The 17,276-nt window shown below is 64.6% G+C and carries 9 protein-coding genes and 1 riboswitch; of the genes, 5 read left to right on the forward strand and 4 right to left on the reverse strand.

The genetic code is table 11. From position 1 onward, the window contains the following. The first annotated feature begins 13 nt into the window (after positions 1 to 13). Positions 14 to 122, forward strand: a riboswitch (TPP riboswitch). The 5 genes from thiC to E3T35_RS18740 all read left to right on the forward strand — a co-directional run bounded on the left by thiC (position 116) and on the right by E3T35_RS18740 (position 5,729). Next, a complete protein-coding gene (gene thiC, locus E3T35_RS18720; protein WP_134344863.1) occupies positions 116 to 1,786 on the forward strand; it encodes a phosphomethylpyrimidine synthase ThiC in 1,671 nt (556 codons plus the stop codon). It overlaps the preceding riboswitch by 7 nt. Positions 1,787 to 2,145: 359 nt before the next feature. After that, positions 2,146 to 2,334, forward strand: coding sequence for a hypothetical protein (locus E3T35_RS19435; RefSeq protein WP_166790011.1), 189 nt, complete (start codon positions 2,146 to 2,148; stop codon positions 2,332 to 2,334). Between the two features lie 157 nt (positions 2,335 to 2,491). Beyond that, positions 2,492 to 3,484, forward strand: coding sequence for a BTAD domain-containing putative transcriptional regulator (locus tag E3T35_RS18730; RefSeq protein ID WP_241987691.1), 993 nt, complete (start codon positions 2,492 to 2,494; stop codon positions 3,482 to 3,484). A gap of 153 nt (positions 3,485 to 3,637) precedes the next feature. Next, positions 3,638 to 4,381 (forward strand): response regulator transcription factor, encoded by a 744-nt coding sequence (locus E3T35_RS18735; RefSeq protein ID WP_134344861.1) that lies wholly within the window; start codon positions 3,638 to 3,640, stop codon positions 4,379 to 4,381. Then, the gene (locus tag E3T35_RS18740) at positions 4,374 to 5,729 is read left to right on the forward strand and encodes a sensor histidine kinase (protein WP_134344860.1); all 1,356 of its coding nucleotides are present in this window, start codon (positions 4,374 to 4,376) and stop codon (positions 5,727 to 5,729) included. Before E3T35_RS18735 ends, E3T35_RS18740 begins: the two co-directional genes overlap by 8 nt. On the opposite strand, the gene E3T35_RS18745 is transcribed toward E3T35_RS18740, so the two are convergent. The 4 genes from E3T35_RS18745 to E3T35_RS18760 all read right to left on the reverse strand — a co-directional run bounded on the left by E3T35_RS18745 (position 5,686) and on the right by E3T35_RS18760 (position 17,209). Next, positions 5,686 to 6,471: a hypothetical protein gene (locus tag E3T35_RS18745; protein WP_134380638.1), complete on the reverse strand. Its 786-nt coding sequence runs from the start codon at positions 6,469 to 6,471 to the stop codon at positions 5,686 to 5,688. The genes E3T35_RS18740 and E3T35_RS18745 overlap by 44 nt on opposite strands. A 179-nt stretch (positions 6,472 to 6,650) precedes the next feature. Beyond that, positions 6,651 to 8,339, reverse strand: a complete 1,689-nt coding sequence (locus E3T35_RS18750) for a multicopper oxidase family protein (protein ID WP_134344858.1) — start codon at positions 8,337 to 8,339, stop codon at positions 6,651 to 6,653. A 106-nt stretch (positions 8,340 to 8,445) separates the two neighbouring features. Then, entirely contained in the window at positions 8,446 to 11,130 is a 2,685-nt protein-coding gene (locus tag E3T35_RS18755; protein WP_134380641.1) for an Ig-like domain-containing protein, read from the reverse strand. 223 nt (positions 11,131 to 11,353) lie between these two features. Continuing rightward, on the reverse strand, positions 11,354 to 17,209 hold the full coding sequence (locus E3T35_RS18760; RefSeq protein ID WP_134380644.1) for a peroxidase family protein: 5,856 nt from the start codon (positions 17,207 to 17,209) through the stop codon (positions 11,354 to 11,356). Between the last annotated feature and the right edge of the window lie 67 nt (positions 17,210 to 17,276).

Genomic DNA, 17,276 nt, shown 5'->3' on the forward strand with positions numbered 1-17,276 from the left:
AAGGAGTCAGAAGACACACAACCCACGGGAGCGCGCACCAGCGAGCTGAGAGGACGGCCAGGGCCGTCGACCGTTGAACCTGTCCGGGTAATGCCGGCGTAGGAAGTTCGAGAACATGCGCACACTTGACGAAATCTCCATGTCTGAAACCGTCACCACCGGCCCGATCCAGGGCAGCAGCAAACGCTACGAACCGGTGCCGGCCTGGCCAGGGCTCGAAATTCCGGTTCGCCGGGTGAACCTCAGCAACGGCGAACACTTCGACCTGTACGACACGTCCGGCCCATACACCGATGACACGGCCACGATCGACCTCGAGAAGGGGCTGCCGAAGACCCGGGCCGGGTGGGAGCATCCGCTGCCCATCGACGGCGCTGCGACCCAGCTGGTCTGGGCCCGGGCCGGCATCGTCACCCCGGAGATGGCCTACATCGCCGCCCGCGAGGGCGTCTCTGTCGAGCTCGTGCGCGACGAGGTAGCCCGCGGCCGCGCGGTCATTCCGGCCAACCGCATGCACCCCGAGAGCGAGCCGATGATCATCGGCAAGGCCTTCACCGTGAAGATCAACGCGAACATCGGCAACTCCGCCGTGACCTCGTCGATCGCCGAAGAGGTCGAAAAAATGGTCTGGGCCGCCCGCTGGGGCGCCGACACCCTGATGGACCTCTCCACCGGCAAGGACATCCACCTCACCCGCGAGTGGATCATGCGCAACTCGCCCATTCCGGTGGGCACCGTTCCGCTCTACCAGGCCGTCGAAAAAGTCAACGGCGACCCGGCCCTGCTCACCTGGGAGATCTACCGCGACACCGTGATCGAGCAGTGCGAGCAGGGCGTGGACTACATGACCGTGCACGCCGGAGTGCTGCTGCGCTACGTGCCGCTCACCGCCAATCGGGTGACCGGAATCGTCTCCCGCGGCGGCTCGATCATGGCCGCCTGGTGCCTCGCCCACCATCAGGAGAGCTTTCTCTACACCCATTTCGTGGAGCTGTGCGAGATTCTGCGCCGCTACGACGTGACCTTCTCGCTCGGCGACGGGCTGCGTCCCGGCTCCATCGCCGACGCCAACGACGAGGCCCAGTTCGCCGAGCTGCGCACCCTCGGCGAGCTCACCAAAGTCGCCAAATCCTACGGCGTGCAGGTGATGATCGAAGGCCCCGGCCACGTGCCGATGCATAAGATCGTCGAAAATGTGCGCCTCGAGGAGGAACTTTGCGAGGAAGCCCCGTTCTACACGCTCGGCCCGCTCGCCACCGACATCGCCCCGGCCTACGACCACATCACGAGCGCGATCGGCGCGGCCATCATCGCCCAGGCCGGCACCGCCATGCTCTGTTACGTCACCCCCAAGGAACACCTCGGCCTGCCGGGCCGCGACGACGTGAAGACCGGAGTGATCACCTACAAGATCGCCGCCCACTCCGCCGACCTGGCCAAGCAGCATCCGCGCGCGCAGGAACGCGACGACGCCCTCAGCCGGGCCCGCTTCGAGTTTCGTTGGACCGACCAGTTCGCGCTCTCGCTCGACCCCGACACCGCGCAAAGCTTTCACGACGAGACGCTGCCCGCCGGCCCGGCCAAGGCCGCCCATTTCTGCAGCATGTGCGGTCCCAAATTCTGTTCCATGCGCATTTCAGCAGATGTTCGGGTGTACGCCGCAGAGAACGGCCTCACCAGCCTCGAGGCGATCGAGGCCGGGATGGCGGAGAAATCGGCTGAGTTCACCAGGATGGGTAGCTCGGTCTACCTGCCGTTGCGCGTACTCGGAGCCGACGAGCACTGATCGCGGAAGCTGATGGCGCGGCCAGCGGCACGCGCCGGCGCTGGCCGAATTGTGCGTGCGGGCCAGCGCGATCGGCCGGCACGCACAGTTTGACGGTGGACACCAATCCGTGAGTCCCGGGCCCGGCCTAGAATATGGGCCCAGTTTCCGGGACCGGGCCCGGTCAGGTCTGGCGCGCACCCGGGTACACTCCGTCTCATGGTTCTCGCCATTCTCGCCCCCGCCCCGCCGCCGCACCACTAACCCCCACTGCAACGTCCAACCCGTTCCCGGCCCGGGCCCGGAAACCATCAGTAGCTAAGCGGTGACCCAATCACCCCAGCAGGGTTTTCCCATGGTGCCGGCACCAAGATTCCGCCATGACTCCCACAAACGCGACGCTGCGTTTGGTTCGCCTCGACGACGGCGCGAAGCCCAGCACCGCGTTTGGCGACACGACCGCCGTCCCCGGCGGGCTCGCCCGCATCAGCGGGAGGCGGCGGCCGGAACATCCGTTCTGGCAACCCTGGTCTTTGAGATCCCGAATCAGGCCATCGCCCTGGTTCTGAACGGCCCGCAGGGCGCGCGGTTATCGCTCGGAACGGGGCACCACACCGCACCCTGAGAATATCCCCCGAGATTGGGGGTAAATGTCTACTCCACACGCGGCTACCCCGCCCATCGGCATGCGGGCACCATGGTTACATTCCAACAGTGGAGGTCAGCATGACAACTGGATTCGTCACCCGAGAACAGCCCACCGCGACACCAATGGCCCACTTGAGCGTGCACGTCTTTGGAAACCTCAGCGTTCGACGGGGGTCTGTCGTGCTGCACGCCCATGAGCTGGGCGGGCCCAAGCCCCGCCAGATCCTTGAAATTCTGCTCGTGCACCTCGGCTTGCCGGTCTCCAAAGACCGCCTCATCGAACTGCTCTGGGGCGCCAGCGCTCCGCTCGAAGCCCTGCCCACCCTCGAAAGCTATGTGAGCCTTCTCCGTCGCCACCTGCAGCCCGGCGCGGGAAAATTCGGCCCGCTGCAAACAACGACCGGCGGCTACGTGTTGGACCGTGAGCTCGTCGACGTCGACCTCGACCAGTTCGACATACTCCTGCAGCGTGCGCAGAAGACCATTCCCGGCCTCGCGTATCCCCTGTTGCTGCGCGCTCTGGACCTCGCCGCCGCACCGCTGCTCGGCGACGAACTTCTGCCGGCCTGGGCAATGGAAGCCCGCGATCTGCACGCCGCCCGCCTCACCAGCGCCCGCATTCTCGCTTCGGAAACAGCTGCAGCCCTGCACCGCATCGATGACGCCCTCGATTTCGCGAACCTCGCACTGGCCGACGAGCCGTTGAACGAACGAGCCTGGACGGCCCTCATTCTCGGATTGGAGACGAGCGGGCGTCACGCCGAAGGCCTGCAGGCCTACAACCGCTGTCGTCGCGCGATGCAGGACGAGTTGGGCTGCGCTCCCGGCCCGATTCTGCGCGCGGCCCAGCTCCGGTTGCTGCACGCGACCGCAGACGGGGACGGCGACCTGGCCGACGTGCTGTCCGCCCTGCTCATGCTGCACGACCAGCTTCGCCTGTCGCCGACGAACGAGCCTGGGCACACTGCCACCACTACTTCTTCTTCGCGACCAGAGCCGGTCGCGGATTCCCTCCGGGAGGCTACTGATGTTGTCACGTCATTTCTGCGACGCGCCGTCGCTCGCGCTTGAGCTGACTCTGTCGGCCTTTATACCATATGGGGGGCCAAAGAGACAGGACTCGACAAAAACTCATGTTGTCCTGATACTTATTGCGCCAACCGGAATAGCACGGTGTGCTCCGTCAGCATCGAGGCTCAGGAACGGGCAGAGAGGTTCCCGCAGATGAGCGCGCAGACGTCCCCGATGGAACCCGGCATGCAGGGGACCACGGCGACCGCGTCACTTCCCGGTTCGGCCACGGTCGGCACAACCCCGATGGGGCAAATTCGTATTCTCATCGTCGACGACCACACCACCTTCGCCGAGCTTCTCACTGGTTCGCTCAATCGCGAACCCGATTTGTGCAGCGTCGGCTCGGCCAACAGCGTGGCCACCGGCATCGCCGCCTGCCTGGAATTGGTCCCCGACGTCGTCGTCATGGACTATCACCTTCCCGACGGCAGCGGTCTCGTCGCGGCCACAGCCATCCTCGCCCGCGCTCCTCATACCCGAATTGTCATCCTCACCGGCGACCCGGCCCTCGAGGCTCTCGAGCAGGCCGCCGCGATCGGGGTCTGCGCGTTCCTACCCAAAGACGGCTCCCTCGCGACGGTGCTCGACACCCTGCGGCACGCGCGCATCGGCGGTTTCCTCGTGCATCCGTCCCTCGTTAGCCTGCTGAGTGCCCGGCGGCGGCAGCGCAGCGAAGAGATCCCCTTTCCCGAGCTGACCAAGCGTGAGCTCGCCGTGCTTCGACTGATGGGCGAGGGCTCCGACGTGCGGGCCAACGCGAGGGTTCTCGGAATTTCCGAGAACACCTGCCGCGGCTACGTCAAGGCGATCCTGGGCAAGCTTGGGGCACACTCGCAACTCGAAGCAGTGGTTATCGCGACCCGACTTGGTCTGGTGCCGGCGCAGCATGTCTAAGTGGACGCCTGCGCAGCCTCGTGCCAGTAGCATCGACCGCACCCGGTCGGCTGAGCGCTCTGAGGTGCGCAGCGCGGTCGGCCGTTTTCTGGCCGTGGGCATAGTGGCCATGGTCTTCGTGGCTATACCGGCTGCCCTCTGGGTACGTGAACTCTCTGTACGCAATGCCATGGACAATGCTATTCAGCACGCCCAACGCCTCGCCGACTACTCCGTCGGGCCGCTCCTCTCCGATGCGATTATTGCGGGTGACCCCGGCGCGACCCGGCGGCTGGATGACCGATTGGCCCCCCGCATCTCCGACGGATCGATCGTGCGCGTCAAGGTATGGGATCCCTCAGGCCGCATCGTGTATTCTGACGTCCCGAAGTTGATCGGCCAGGAATTCACTCTTCCATCGTGGGCGCCCGAGCTGCTCGCCAGCGGAAAGGGGCGGGCCACCCTGGGGATACAGACCGATCCCGGCGACGAGAACGAGAAAGAGGCCGGTGAGCTGGTCGAGGTCTATGTGCGCGCTTCATCGGCGAGGGGTGACCCTCTCATCTTCGAGGCCTACTTCAACGACGACGCGGTCCGCGACGAACAGAGCGCTCTCGTCGTCGGCCTCATCCCCGCCTTCCTGCTGTCCCTCGGTGCCCTGCAACTGGCCCAGTTGTTTCCGGCGGTGCAACTGGCCCGACGCATCCAAAACCATCAATCAACCAAGCGCCAGCTCCTGCAGCACGCCATCGAGGCATCCGACCTCGAGCGCCAGCGCATCGCGCGCGACCTGCACGACGATGTCATTCAGGACCTTGCAGGGCTGTCCTACGCCCTCGAGGCCGAGGAACGACATTCCGCCCTCGAGAACCGGGCGTTGTTCGGCCAGGCCAAAGCCATCCTGCAGAAAAACGTGCAAACCCTGCGCGCCATGACCACCGAGCTGTACCCGCCCGACCTCGAAGAACTCGGCCTGCCCGCCGCCTTGACCCGGCTGACCGCACCGCTGATCGAGCGGGGCATCGTCGTCAAACTCCATATTCCGGACGACTGCGACCTCGACCGCGACCGTGCCGCCATGTTCTACCGGGTGGCCCGCGAGGTGCTCGCCAACACCATGAAGCATGCCAGGGCCGGCGTCCTCGAACTCACCCTGATGCAGGATGACGACCGCACCATCCTGCTGATTCACGACAACGGCTGCGGGTTTAACCTGTCCGCGGACGCCCCCGACAATCATCTCGGGCTGCGCATCATGCGCGACACCATCCAGGTCGCCGGGGGCTCGCTCGAGGTGCGCTCCTGGATGGGCGGCGGCACCTCGGTCATGGCGACCCTTGATCGGATTGCTCCTGCTCGAATACGGTAACCAGGGTTCGACGCCGCCGCTGAAACCCGCTCCATAATACGATTGCCATGGTCGCAGACAGCAGCACTGAAAGGCCGATCCAGTACCCGATCCACGGGCTGGGTGTGACGGGCACCGGGGCCATCACGTCGGTAACGTGGTCCACCATAGTTTGGGCGATGACAGCGGGAGCTGGAAACGGCTCGGTTGCCATGTCCACACCAACCCCGGTCAGCGACTCGGGCCGCACGGCTACCTGGGACGCGGCAGTACCGGCCCCGCGGGCGATTTCAATCCGCACAGACTCAATCAAGCGATCACTGAGCAGCGGTCCGACATAGTCGACCGCGAGCAGGCCGTCGCCGAGAGCCGTGCCGTAGCTGCCGATCGCGTCCGCAACTATGCCTTCCGTCGCGATCAAATCGGCCGCTTGGGCCGGTTCATCCGCCTCGACCTCAAACCGAAGATCGTGTACCAGCACGTCGACCACGAAATAGGTTGGATCCTCAGTAGCCGATTCTGTCGAAACGGATTCTTCCGGTCTGATCACGGCTGGCCCGACCAAGGCACGCGCTTGGGCAGCCTCCGTACCAGCGGGCAGCAGCATTGTCGGCGCGGGCACGGCCTGATCGAGGAGCCCCACCGGGAGCACCTCAGAAGCGATATCTGACAACGTCAGGCTGGCATCCGTCGCCCGCCGCTCGAGCTCGGCGCGCAGAACGGGGATGTCGGTATTTTCGTCAGCCCGCACCGCGAGCGCCACTCTTCGACGCACCATGAGGCCGTCAAAGGTCACGACCGGCCTGTCGTTGCCTAGGTCGGCACCGGGTTCAGGTGCAACGGTGGACTTAGGTAACGAATCCGGGGCCGCTACCCCGGCGGTGCAGCCGCTCAGAATGAGCACAAGCAACACCGCCGGAGCCAGTCGGTTCCCGGAGAACATCAGCTGCCCGCCGGCAGTTCCGGCCGGTAGACCGGCGGGAGTGAGCCCATCGGCGTGCTGTCAACCACGGGAACGTCCGAGGTGATCGGATCGTTCACCCGGTAATCGCCCACGGCAAACTGAATCATCATGTCATGGTCCTCGTGCGAGAGATTGTGACAGTGAATCATGTAACGGCCGCCGGCCTCCTTCCCGGTATCGAATTGCATCAGCACCGTGACGGATTCATTCTCACCGACATAGAAGACGTCCTTCGGCCCCTTCTCCCAGGCAAACGGTTTGCCTCCGTTGATATTGCGACCGATGATCTTGCCGTCCACCAGGTGGACGTGCACCGGGTGGAACCAGCCGCCCGAGGAGTTGGTGATGGTCCACTGCTCCACGTCGTAGGGCTGAGGATTACCGAACAGCTTGGTGAAGTTTGATGCCTCCACATCGGCCCAGGTCGTATCGTTGATTTTCCACAGGCCGTTACCGCGCGCCACCACCATTTTCCGCTTCACCTTGGCCATGTCGGGGGTGAGGCTCATAGTGGCCAGGCCGCCCAAAGCGGAATGGATCGCGCCGCCGTCGTCGAGGGAGGTGGGGATGGCAGAGATGGAACCGACGTTCGAACCGGAGTCGGCTACGACCTCGAATTTCATGATCTTGCCGGTGTTGACGAAGTCCACGTTGTTCTTGTTGCTGAGGTTGCGCAGCTCGACTGCTTGCCCCGGCTTGTACCGGCGAAAGTCGATCAGAATCTCGTAGCGTTCGGCCGTGCCCTGACGCCACGATCTCACCGCTTGAACGGTAGGCGTCATACCGCCGTCGGTGCCGACGATGTACATCGGCTCACCGGTCGAGAGGGTCGGCCGGTAAGAGCGTCCGACTGAGGCGATCAGCACTCGAAACCGGTAAATGCGGGGCTTGACCTTCATCGTGGGCCACGGCACACCGTTGACCATGATGATGTCACCCCACACTCCCTTGTGACCGTTGTCGTTGTAGCCGAGGGAGCCGTCGGCTTTGAACATGGCATCCGAGATCATGATCGGCACATCGAATTCACCCTGGGGCAGCTGCGCCCGTTCGAACGGGTCGTGCAGGGCATAGATGCCAGCCAACCCGGAGTACACGTTCTGCGCGGTCATGTGCATGTTGTGGTCGTGATACCACAGCGTGCGCGCCGACTGCCAGTTGGGGTAGTGATAGTTCTTGACTTTGCCGACGGCGGTGAAGTCGTTAGCGTAGCCGTCGTACTGCGGCAGCGACGCCGAGCCGTGCAGGTGGGTGACGGTGTTGAACGCACTCGGGTGTAGCAGACCGTTGGTTGACAGGGCGTTGCGAATGCGCACCTCGCTCCGGGTGCCCTGGGACAGCCGGATGGTCGGGCCGGGGAAGATCCCGTTATAGCCAGCGACCGTCGTGGCTAACCCGGGAACAAACTGGGCCTGACCGAGCTTCTGGGTGAGTGCGTAACGGGCAAAGGGACGCGACGGGTCTCCGTCATCGAATCCTGTCTCATACGGCAATAATACCGGGGGACGACGGAACACGCCGGCGTAGGGCACCGGCATGTTCGCAGGTGCCAGCAGGCTTTTCGTTATGAGCGGGGTAGTGGAAACCGGGTCGTCTCCTCCACTCATTCCGATGGCGCCGAGAGCACTGAATGCGCCCAGCTGTAATACTTCCCTACGTGATGTCATGACGTCTCCTGCTGATTTTCTGGACCACACTGCCTGGTTGGGGTGTCTTGGTGACCGGCTGACGACCCATACGAAGGTCGCCAGCCGGGTCATTCGGTTGATTGTTTTAGTTCACCGCTCCCGTCGTGTACGACCACGAGCGGGTGGCCACCGGGTTGCCGGCGAGGTCTCGCACGGCACCCGTACCACCGGTGATGGTCACCGTGTACGTCGTGTTCGCCAGGAGTGTGGCGTTCGGGTTGATCGTCAGTACGCGGGTAGTCGCGTTGAACGACAGGGTCGAAGCGATCGTCGTGCCGGGACGGGTGACAGTCACCGACGTTGCCGTGAATCCAGTGATGGCTTCACTGAAGGTCGCGGTCGGGCTCACCAGCCGTCCAACTGCCGTCGCTCCCGCCGCAGGAGTCAGCGCGGTGATCGTCGGAGCCGGGCCGGTAATGAACGACCAGGTGCTCGTCGCCATCGTGTTGCCGGCCGCGTCACGGATGCCCGAGAGGGTGGCCGTGTAGGTGCGGTCAGCGAGCAGCGTCACGCTCGGGTTCAGCGTCGCGACTCGTGTCGTGGCGTTGTACGAGACCACGGCAGCAATCACCGTGGCACCACGCCGCAACACAAACGTCGTACCGCTCACCCCGGTGACCGGTTCACTGAACGTTGCTGTCAGATTGCCGGTCTGGCTGACCGATCGAGCATCGGCTGCCGGTGTGCGTGCGGTCACCGTGGGGAGCACGAACTCCGTGCGCGGCGTGACCACCACCGAACGAGCAGATGCCGTCCCGGTACCGACCGAATTGATCGCCGCGACATCGAAGGTATACCCAGTGCCATTGATCAGCGACCCGATCACCGCGCTGGTGACATCGGCCACCGTCGTCGTTCCAGTTGCCGTTGCATCCGCTCCGATGAAGGTGCGCACCAGGTAGCCCGTGATCGCGGCGGCATTGGCCACCGGCACTGGGGCCGTCCAATTCACGGTCGCCGAAGCATTTCCCGCAACCGAGGTTCCGATCACTGGCGCTCCAGCCACAACCTGCACCACGGGTGCGGTCGGGGCTGTCGTGAACGACCAGCCGTCGGGAGCTATCAGGTTACCCGCAACATCCGCAATTCCCGACAGCGCCACCGTATAGGACGTGTCGGCCGACAACGTCGCGCTCGGGTTCAGGGTCGCAACCCGAGTGCTGGCGTCGTATGACACTACGGCGGGAACGGTCGTGGCACCGTTGGCGAGCACGAATGTGGTGTCGCCGACTCCCGTGACCGCTTCGCTGAACGTTGCCGTCAGGTCGTCGGTCGCACTGACCGCGCTGGCGCCCGCCAGCGGTGTCCTCGCCGTCACCGTGGGGGCAACGACATCAGGTTCCGGATTGACCACAGTGATCGTGAATACCGCGTGCCCTGTGGCCGAAACGTTTCCGGCGGGATCGAAGGCATTGAACGTGAGCGTTGTGGAGGTGGCGACGGGTATCGCTCCGCTGTAGAGCGTGGCGGAGTCGGAGATGACACCGCCGGCGAGAACCACGTCGGAACCGTCGACGGTGTAGTAGATATCCGCTCCGGTCTCGTTGGCGTTCAGCGTGACCGATTGTGCGGTATTGAACGTGCCGCCGGCCGGCGTTGCCGCGACGGTAGGCGCCGTGTTGTCGGTTGCCGGGATGGCATGAACGGCCGGGAAAGTTTCTCCAACGCTGCTGACCGCGACCACATACACGTCGTAGGTTTCCCCAGCGACCAGAGAAGTGAGAGTGGCGCCGGTTGCACTCTGACCGGTGATGCGCTTTCCGATTTCAATTTGCTCGTTGTTCGTGACGGTTTGCCCCACGGCAACGACCCGGTACCCGGTAATAGCTGCTGTTCCGGGGATCGTCTGCGCGGGGGTCCACGTGACCGCGATCCCGTTGCCTACCTTGGTGGCTGCGACGTTCGTCGGTCCGGGAGGGCCCGACAGGAGCGGGCCGTTGGGGCAGCCGCCCATGCCGGGGCCGCCCAGTTCACCAAACTCGGCGATGGTCAGGCCCTGGCGGTTGGCGTCGAGGTCTTCGGCCTGCCATCCCATGGCTCGCTCGCCGCCCGCATCGGCTGCGAGCTGCGCCGCATCAAGTTGGTCGAAAACATACGTGGCAGTGAAGGTGTTCGGTCCATCCAGGTCAAATTCCAGGCTGGAGTCGTAGCCGCCCTTGGGTGCGCGGGCCATCGGACCCGGCACTGCACGCACATCACGGCGCTGCACGGTCGTTGGCACCAACGCCGGCTCGATGATGCGCTGTTCAACTTGTGCCCGATTTACCGTCGCGCCGATATGGCCGGTAACCGTGACGGTGGTGCCGCTCTGCACAGCACGGCCGGTCACGAACAGGTCTTGGACCAGGGTGTCCCCGGAAGCGGTGGCACCAAATTTGACGGATACGGTGTCCGCCGGGAGGATATCGGGGGTTACCTGGAGGCCGGTCCCGGCACCCCAGCACACGCCGCCGGGATGGTTGATCTCAAAGGCTACGTCGCCGGCCTGGACAACAGCTTCGGCTGAGCCAATCACACCGACACCGGCGCGGCTGACCTCTACGGTCGCCGTCTCACCCAGATGGTCTTGGTAGCCCTCGAGAACGACGAAGTCCCGGTTGGGAAAGACCACGATGTTGTCGGGAAAGGTCGGAACGGCCGCCTGGGCCGCTGGGATGGCGAGCACGAGGCTGGAGCACAGCACGGCGACAGCGAGCCCCGCCAGCGCCGTCTGGCGCCGACCCGGCAACCACAATCCGACTCGTTCCGACCGGTCAGATGATTTTTTCATGGTGCCCCTTCCATTCCATAAGGTGAAGAACTCTTCACGCCTGTAGGAACGATGTCAGCCGGAGCTTGTAAAAATACTGGGGTTGGCGCCAGGGTGGCGCGCAGGAGATTGTCTGCGATTCTCAAGGCTCCAGTGACGGAAGATCGCCGGCGTACACGAACCGGCCGACAACTCGGGAAGAGTTGCCGGCCGGTCGGTCGAGGGATGGTTCAGGTTCCCTGGCCTAGAGCACGGTGCCGGTCGTGAAGGTCCACGTACTCGTCACTAGGGGGTTGCCCGCGAGATCTCGAACACTCGTGTTTCCACCGGTGATGGTCACCCGGTATTGCACGTTCGAGGTCAGGGTCACCGAGGGGTTGATCGTCAGCACGTTGGTGGTGGCGTTGAACGCCGCCGCCGATGCGACAACCGCTCCGGTGGAAACCCGGGTGATCACAACCGTGCTCGCGCTGACTCCGGTGATGTCTTCACTGAAGGTCGCGGTCACGTTGGCGTTCCGGCGCACCCCGGTGGTTCCCGCGGCGGGAGTCCTCGCGGTGATCGTCGGAGCCGGACCGGTGGTGAACGACCAGGTGCTCGTCGCCATCGTGTTGCCGGCCGCATCACGGATGCCCGAAAGGGTGGCCGTGTAGATGCGGTCGGTGAGCAGCGTCACGCTCGGGTTCAGCGTCGCGACTCGCGTCGTGGCGTTATACGAGACCACGGCGGCAATCACCGTGGTGCCGCGCCGCAGCACGAACGTCGTGCCATTGACCCCGTTGACCGGCTCACTGAACGTTGCCGTCAGGTTTCCGGTCTGGCTGACCGAGCGGGCGCCGGAGGCCGGTGTGCGTGCGGTCACCGTGGGGAGCACGAACTCCGTGCGCGGGGTGACCGCGACCGAACGGGCCGAGGCCGCTCCGGTGCCGACAGAGTTGATCGCGGCGACATCGAAGGTGTACCCGGTGCGGTTCGTCAGCGACCCGATCACGGCGCTGGTGACGTTAGCCACCGTCGTCGTGCCGGTTGCCGTCGCACCCGCACCGATAAAGGTGCGAATCCGGTAGCCCGTAACCGGTGCCTGATTGGCCACCGCGGCCGGGGCTGCCCAGTTGACGGTCACCGACGCGTTCCCAGCGACCGGGGTTCCGATTACCGGAGCACCAGCCACCACCTGCACAACGGGGGCGGTCGGTGTAACGACCTCCGAACGAGCCGAGGCTGCTCCGGTGCCGACCAAGTTGATCGCGGCGACATCGAAGGAGTACCCGGTTCCGTTGGTCAGAGCGGTAATCGTGACGGTAGAGACGTCAGCGACCAGCGAGGTTCGGAACACCGTGGCGCTCGTTCCTTCGTAGGTGCGAACCCGGTAGCCCGTGATCGTCGCCTGGTTGGCCACCGGTGCCGGGGCCGTCCAGTTGACGGTCACCTGAGCGTTACCGGCGACCGGGGTACCGATCGTCGGAGCCCCAGCAACCACCTGCACCACCGGTGCCGACGGAGTCACCGCGTTGGACGATGCCGAGAATGCGCTCGTTCCTTCCGCGTTGGTCGCCGATACCTGGAAGGTGTAGCTGGAGCCGTTGTTCAGCCCGGTGACAACCAGGTTGAACGCGGTTCCGGGTGCGGTGCGCAGTGCGCCCACCTGTGCTCCGGCCGAGTCGAGCACCTTCACCGAGAAGCTGGTGGGGATACCGGTCAGCGAGGCTACCCAGTCAACGGTTGCCTGACCGTTACCGGCAACGGCAGCGACGACGGTCGGGGTTCCCGGAGCCACGGTGTCGCTGAACTGCAGGCGTTCGATGTTGCGCAGGGTGTCGGTGCCGTCGGTGCCGCGGTTGTCGATCACCGTAGTGGTCGATCCCGCCGAACCGAGCGTGCCGTCGCCGCCGGTCGTCGTCACCTCGTAGTCGCTGGTCAGACCAGAGAACTGCGCGGTGTCGACACCACCCGTTCCGTAGAGGATCTCGCGAACCGCCACGATGTTACCCGGGTTGACGGTGCCGGCGAAGACAGCTTCCTGCAGAGTCGGTCCGGTGAGTCCACCGGCGCCGTCAGAGAGGTACTGGCTGGTCATCGCGCTCTGGTTCGTGCCGTTGATGCTGGCACTGCCAATCTCCGTCGCCGCATCGTTCGGGTTGGTCCGAACGCTCAGGCGAAGGCTGAGGTAGGCGTCACCGTCGATGATGTCGTCAGCTCCTCGTCCCTCGATCAGGTCGCCGCCGCCGCCACCCAGGAGAACGTTGCCGCTGCCCCAGACGTTCGGGCCGGTCAGGATCGGGCAATCGCCCTGGGCCGACAGCGCCACAACGGATGCCAGCGTGGTCGTGAATTCCGGAATCAGCGCGTCGAAGCCCGCAATGCGGTCAACTCCGGCCTGGTCTAGAACGTCACAGCCGATGAAGCCGCCGCCACCCACAGCACTGGGAACAAGGTCGTCACCACGCAGGATGTCATTCAGCTTCCAGCCGGAAAGTGCCTCGACTTCATTGAACTTGTCGCGCACACCGACCTGCAGAATGTCGAGGGGCGCGATCGGCAGGGCCAGATCGGCGTCCTGCGCCTGCGGGTCACCCTGGCCGGTCGACCAGTCGTAGCCGGAACCGCCAGCGTTCTTTTCGATTCCCGGACCTGCAACGCCAATGTCGTCGCCACCCTCCATGTCGTAGTCGTCATCGCCGCCCTGGCCAATCATGAAGTCGTTCCCGGGCTTTTGTGAGTCGTCCAGGAAGAACAGGTTGCTGCTGTCTCCAATCATGAGGTCGGGCTGGTTGCCACCCTCTTCCCAGTCGTCGCCACCGTCACCGAAGGCTGCGTCGAGACTTTCACCGAGCATGATGAAGTCGTCGCCGGCACCACCGAAGGTTTCGTTGGCGTTGGCTCCACCGTTCGTGAAGTCCTTGCCCTCGCCACCCATGATGATGTCAAGTCCGGGACCGGCATCGATCGCGTCGTTGCCGGGGCCGCCCTTGGGAACATCGTCTCCGGCGAAGTCGGTGATGATGTCGTCGCCTTCACCACCGAGAGCCACGTCGGCACCGCCACCGCCGTCAATGACGTCGTCACCGAGGCCACCCCAGAAGGTGTCGTTGTCGTTGCCGCCGTAGGCCCGGTCGCTTCCGCTCGTTCCGTTGTAGACCGCCTGGCCGTTGATACCAGCGGGGTCGACCGCGTTGCGGGCACGGTACTTGATCGTGCCGTCGGGCATGCGAATCAGCAGCGCCGTCTCATCACACTCGGACTGCGGGTCATTGGCGACGGTGTTGCCCGAAGCCGAGAACCCTGCGACGGTTCCAGCCAGGTTCTTCAACTCGAACTTGCAGTCGGCCGTTGCGAAGGGGTCGGCCTTCAGGGTGTGCGCGTTCGTGTTGCGCATCATCAGCTCAGCAAAGGAGTTACCCTCCAGCTGGGTGCGGAGGTTCATGCCGGGCGTGCGGGCCAGGTAGTACAGCCGGTCACCGTTTTGCAGATCGGTCATCTGTTTCTCGAACACGTAGTTGAACGTCGTGCCGAGCAGACCCCCGAAGGGTGTCGTCATCTCCGCGAGTCCGCCGACCCAGAGGTCGACCTCGTCGAGACCCGTGATCGAGTGCGTGCCCGAGTTGGCCCACGCTCCCATGCTGTTCATGAAGTCCATGGCTCCGTCCGGAGAAAATTCTCCCGCGAGGGCGTCAGGGCTCACGATCAGTCGCGCGGCGTCGCGCTTGCCGTCGAGCGTGGTCGCGCTCGTGATGGTGTCGAACTGACCATAGGCGGCCACGAAGTTGATCAGCGATTCCGGGTGCTTGAGGTTCTCCCCGAAGTCGATCCAGTTCGTGTACGGCCTGAGCGCCCCGTCGTTGGTCTTGTTGAACAGGTCACGACGGAACACGTTCAACCGCGGCACGCCTTCTGATCGTGCACGGGTCATGTTGATCGAGGCCAGGTCGAGCGGCAGGCCCAGCAGGTTATTGCGCAGGGTGTCAGTGACGAACTCGTCGAGTTCGTTGCCGACCTGGTCGCTCATACCCATGATGACGCTGCCCGCGGCTTCCTCCGAGGTCAGCTGCCCATCGGGGCCACCGTCGGTGTACGCGGGCGGGTTGAGGAACCCATCGAGCAGGGAGATATCGTTCTGACTTCCCGCCACATCGTCACTCGTGCCGAACACGCCGTCAGCACCCGGCTTGCCCGCATTGGTTCGCGAGATCGTCTCGGTCAGCATGGAGTGACCGAAGCGATACACCGCGTGGGCGAATTCCGCTGTGACGGCCGGGTTGATCTCGGTCTGAGTGAACGCAAACGGTTCGAACGGGTTGATACCGGGCTGCACCTTGCGCGCGAACTCTTCGAACACGAGGTGCTGGTACTCCATCTCTGTGACGAACCGGGCAGCCTGGAACAGGCGGTCGCCGTTCCAGCCGCCAGCCCCACTGGCCAGCTTCCACTCGGCCAGAGCGGCAACACCCCTGGCTGAGGTGTCGTTGGTGAGGGTGTTCTCGATGTTGTTGATAAGGCGGTCGTGCTCCGAGTGGAACACCTGGTGAACGGCGGTCAGGCCGATGTTCTCGTTGACGCGACCGTCTCCCGCGATGAAGTGTGCATTGAGCATCTCATCGTCGTAGGTTCCGGCTGGCTGGCCGGCGAAATCAGCGGATGCCGTGGTGTTGGCATCCGGGGTCAGTCCGGCCTTCGGCTCCGCGTTGTGCGCGATGTCGGTCAAGAACGGGGTTTTGAAGTAGAGCACGTCGCCCGGTACTGATACGGGGTTGGCGGTATCACCCTCGACCAGGCCGGTCGCAGTGACGTACTGCGGCATTCCGCGCAGCGGTCCGGGGATGAACTTGCCGTAGGCATCCGCTGCGAGCATCGGAACGTTGAGCACATCCTTGTCGGCCAGCAGCAGCCCAAGCACGTTCGCGGCCTGGTCCTTGGTGGTGGCCCAGGTCGCCATGCCGCCGGCGGTCGGTCCGGCCGGTCCGCCGAGCAGCTTGCCGGTGGCAACTGGGCGCCCGCCCTCGGTCACGTACTCGCGCAGGAAGACCTGGTGCGAGGCGTGCGAGCTGTAGGTCTGGCTCTGGTCGACCCAGGGCGAGTCCGTGTTGAGGGCGTCCTGCACGTCGTCGGCCGTGCCGAGCACGCCATCGACACCGGGCTGGTTCTGCCCGCGGGTCAGCACCATGAAGCGCAGGCTCGGGTCGAGGTCGTCACCGTTGCCGAAGACGTGGTCCGGGCCGGCGACCAGCGGGTCATCGGCCTGCAGCGGTACGAATACCGTGCCGCCGCCCTTGACCGTTTGGTCAATGCCGTGGTCGAAGAACTGGCCGAACAGCGTGAACAGCGAGTTGTACGGCGGCGACAGGCCGACATCGGTCGTCACGTTCGGCATGAACAGCGTCTCGTGAGACGGGATGCAGCCGGCCGGAATCCCGAACGGCACGGTCGGGCTCGGGTCGGTCGTGCAGGCCACGACACCCTCATTGCCCTGGGTGCGCACCGGGTTACCGGCGGCGGCGATAGCGGCCGGGTTGGTCGAGGTCTGATCGACGATCAGGTTGCTCACCGTGCGCGGCTCCGAGTCGAAGACCAGGCCCTGCTTCTGGGCGTAGGAGGTTGGGTTTGGCGGTCCGAAGCCGGCGGGAGTGACATCCGCTGGGGAGAAAACCGGCGTCGCGAGGCGCGGGAAGACCTGGTCGGCGGCGCCGAACTGGTCCTGGCCGGGCTGCAGGTTGTTGCAGGAGCCGTCGACCGTGCGCAGTCCGAGCGAAAGGAGCGGGCTGGCTATCTGGTTGGTGCCGGTGCCGACGAGCGCGCCGCAGGGGCCGGTAGCGGAGGTGGTGTTGGCCACGTGGGCTTCAGCGATCTTGATCTGCTTGAGGATGTAGGCGAGGTCGGAGGGAGTGACGGCGAACCCCTGGCCGACCGTCGCTGCCTGGGCCGGGAGCGCGGCCGTTAGGCCGAGTCCGGCGTAGAGCACGGCGGCCATGCCGGCGGCGAGCATGCGCATGGGCTTACCGAAGACCCTTCGTGGTTTTCCATGGTCCTTGGGCGGTGGGCTACCTCGCATTCCGCTGGCATTGCTGTCGCTGCGAATGATTCCTTGACCTTCGAACCTGCTCATGACGCACCTATCTCTTCAGGGTGAGCGAATGCTGTAAGAGTGCGATGTGGGCCTTATGGAAACCTTG

Source organism: Cryobacterium sp. TMT1-2-2, assembly GCF_004403505.1.
Taxonomy (GTDB): domain Bacteria; phylum Actinomycetota; class Actinomycetes; order Actinomycetales; family Microbacteriaceae; genus Cryobacterium; species Cryobacterium flavum.

Coding starts and splice junctions, on each gene's coding strand:
- E3T35_RS19435 (WP_166790011.1), top strand. CDS start 2,146: ATGACTCCCACAAACGCGACGCTGCGTTTGGTTCGCCTCGACGACGGC.
- E3T35_RS18750 (WP_134344858.1), bottom strand. CDS start 8,339: ATGACATCACGTAGGGAAGTATTACAGCTGGGCGCATTCAGTGCTCTC.
- E3T35_RS18760 (WP_134380644.1), bottom strand. CDS start 17,209: ATGAGCAGGTTCGAAGGTCAAGGAATCATTCGCAGCGACAGCAATGCC.
- E3T35_RS18735 (WP_134344861.1), top strand. CDS start 3,638: ATGAGCGCGCAGACGTCCCCGATGGAACCCGGCATGCAGGGGACCACG.
- E3T35_RS18755 (WP_134380641.1), bottom strand. CDS start 11,130: ATGAAAAAATCATCTGACCGGTCGGAACGAGTCGGATTGTGGTTGCCG.
- E3T35_RS18740 (WP_134344860.1), top strand. CDS start 4,374: ATGTCTAAGTGGACGCCTGCGCAGCCTCGTGCCAGTAGCATCGACCGC.
- E3T35_RS18730 (WP_241987691.1), top strand. CDS start 2,492: ATGACAACTGGATTCGTCACCCGAGAACAGCCCACCGCGACACCAATG.
- thiC (WP_134344863.1), top strand. CDS start 116: ATGCGCACACTTGACGAAATCTCCATGTCTGAAACCGTCACCACCGGC.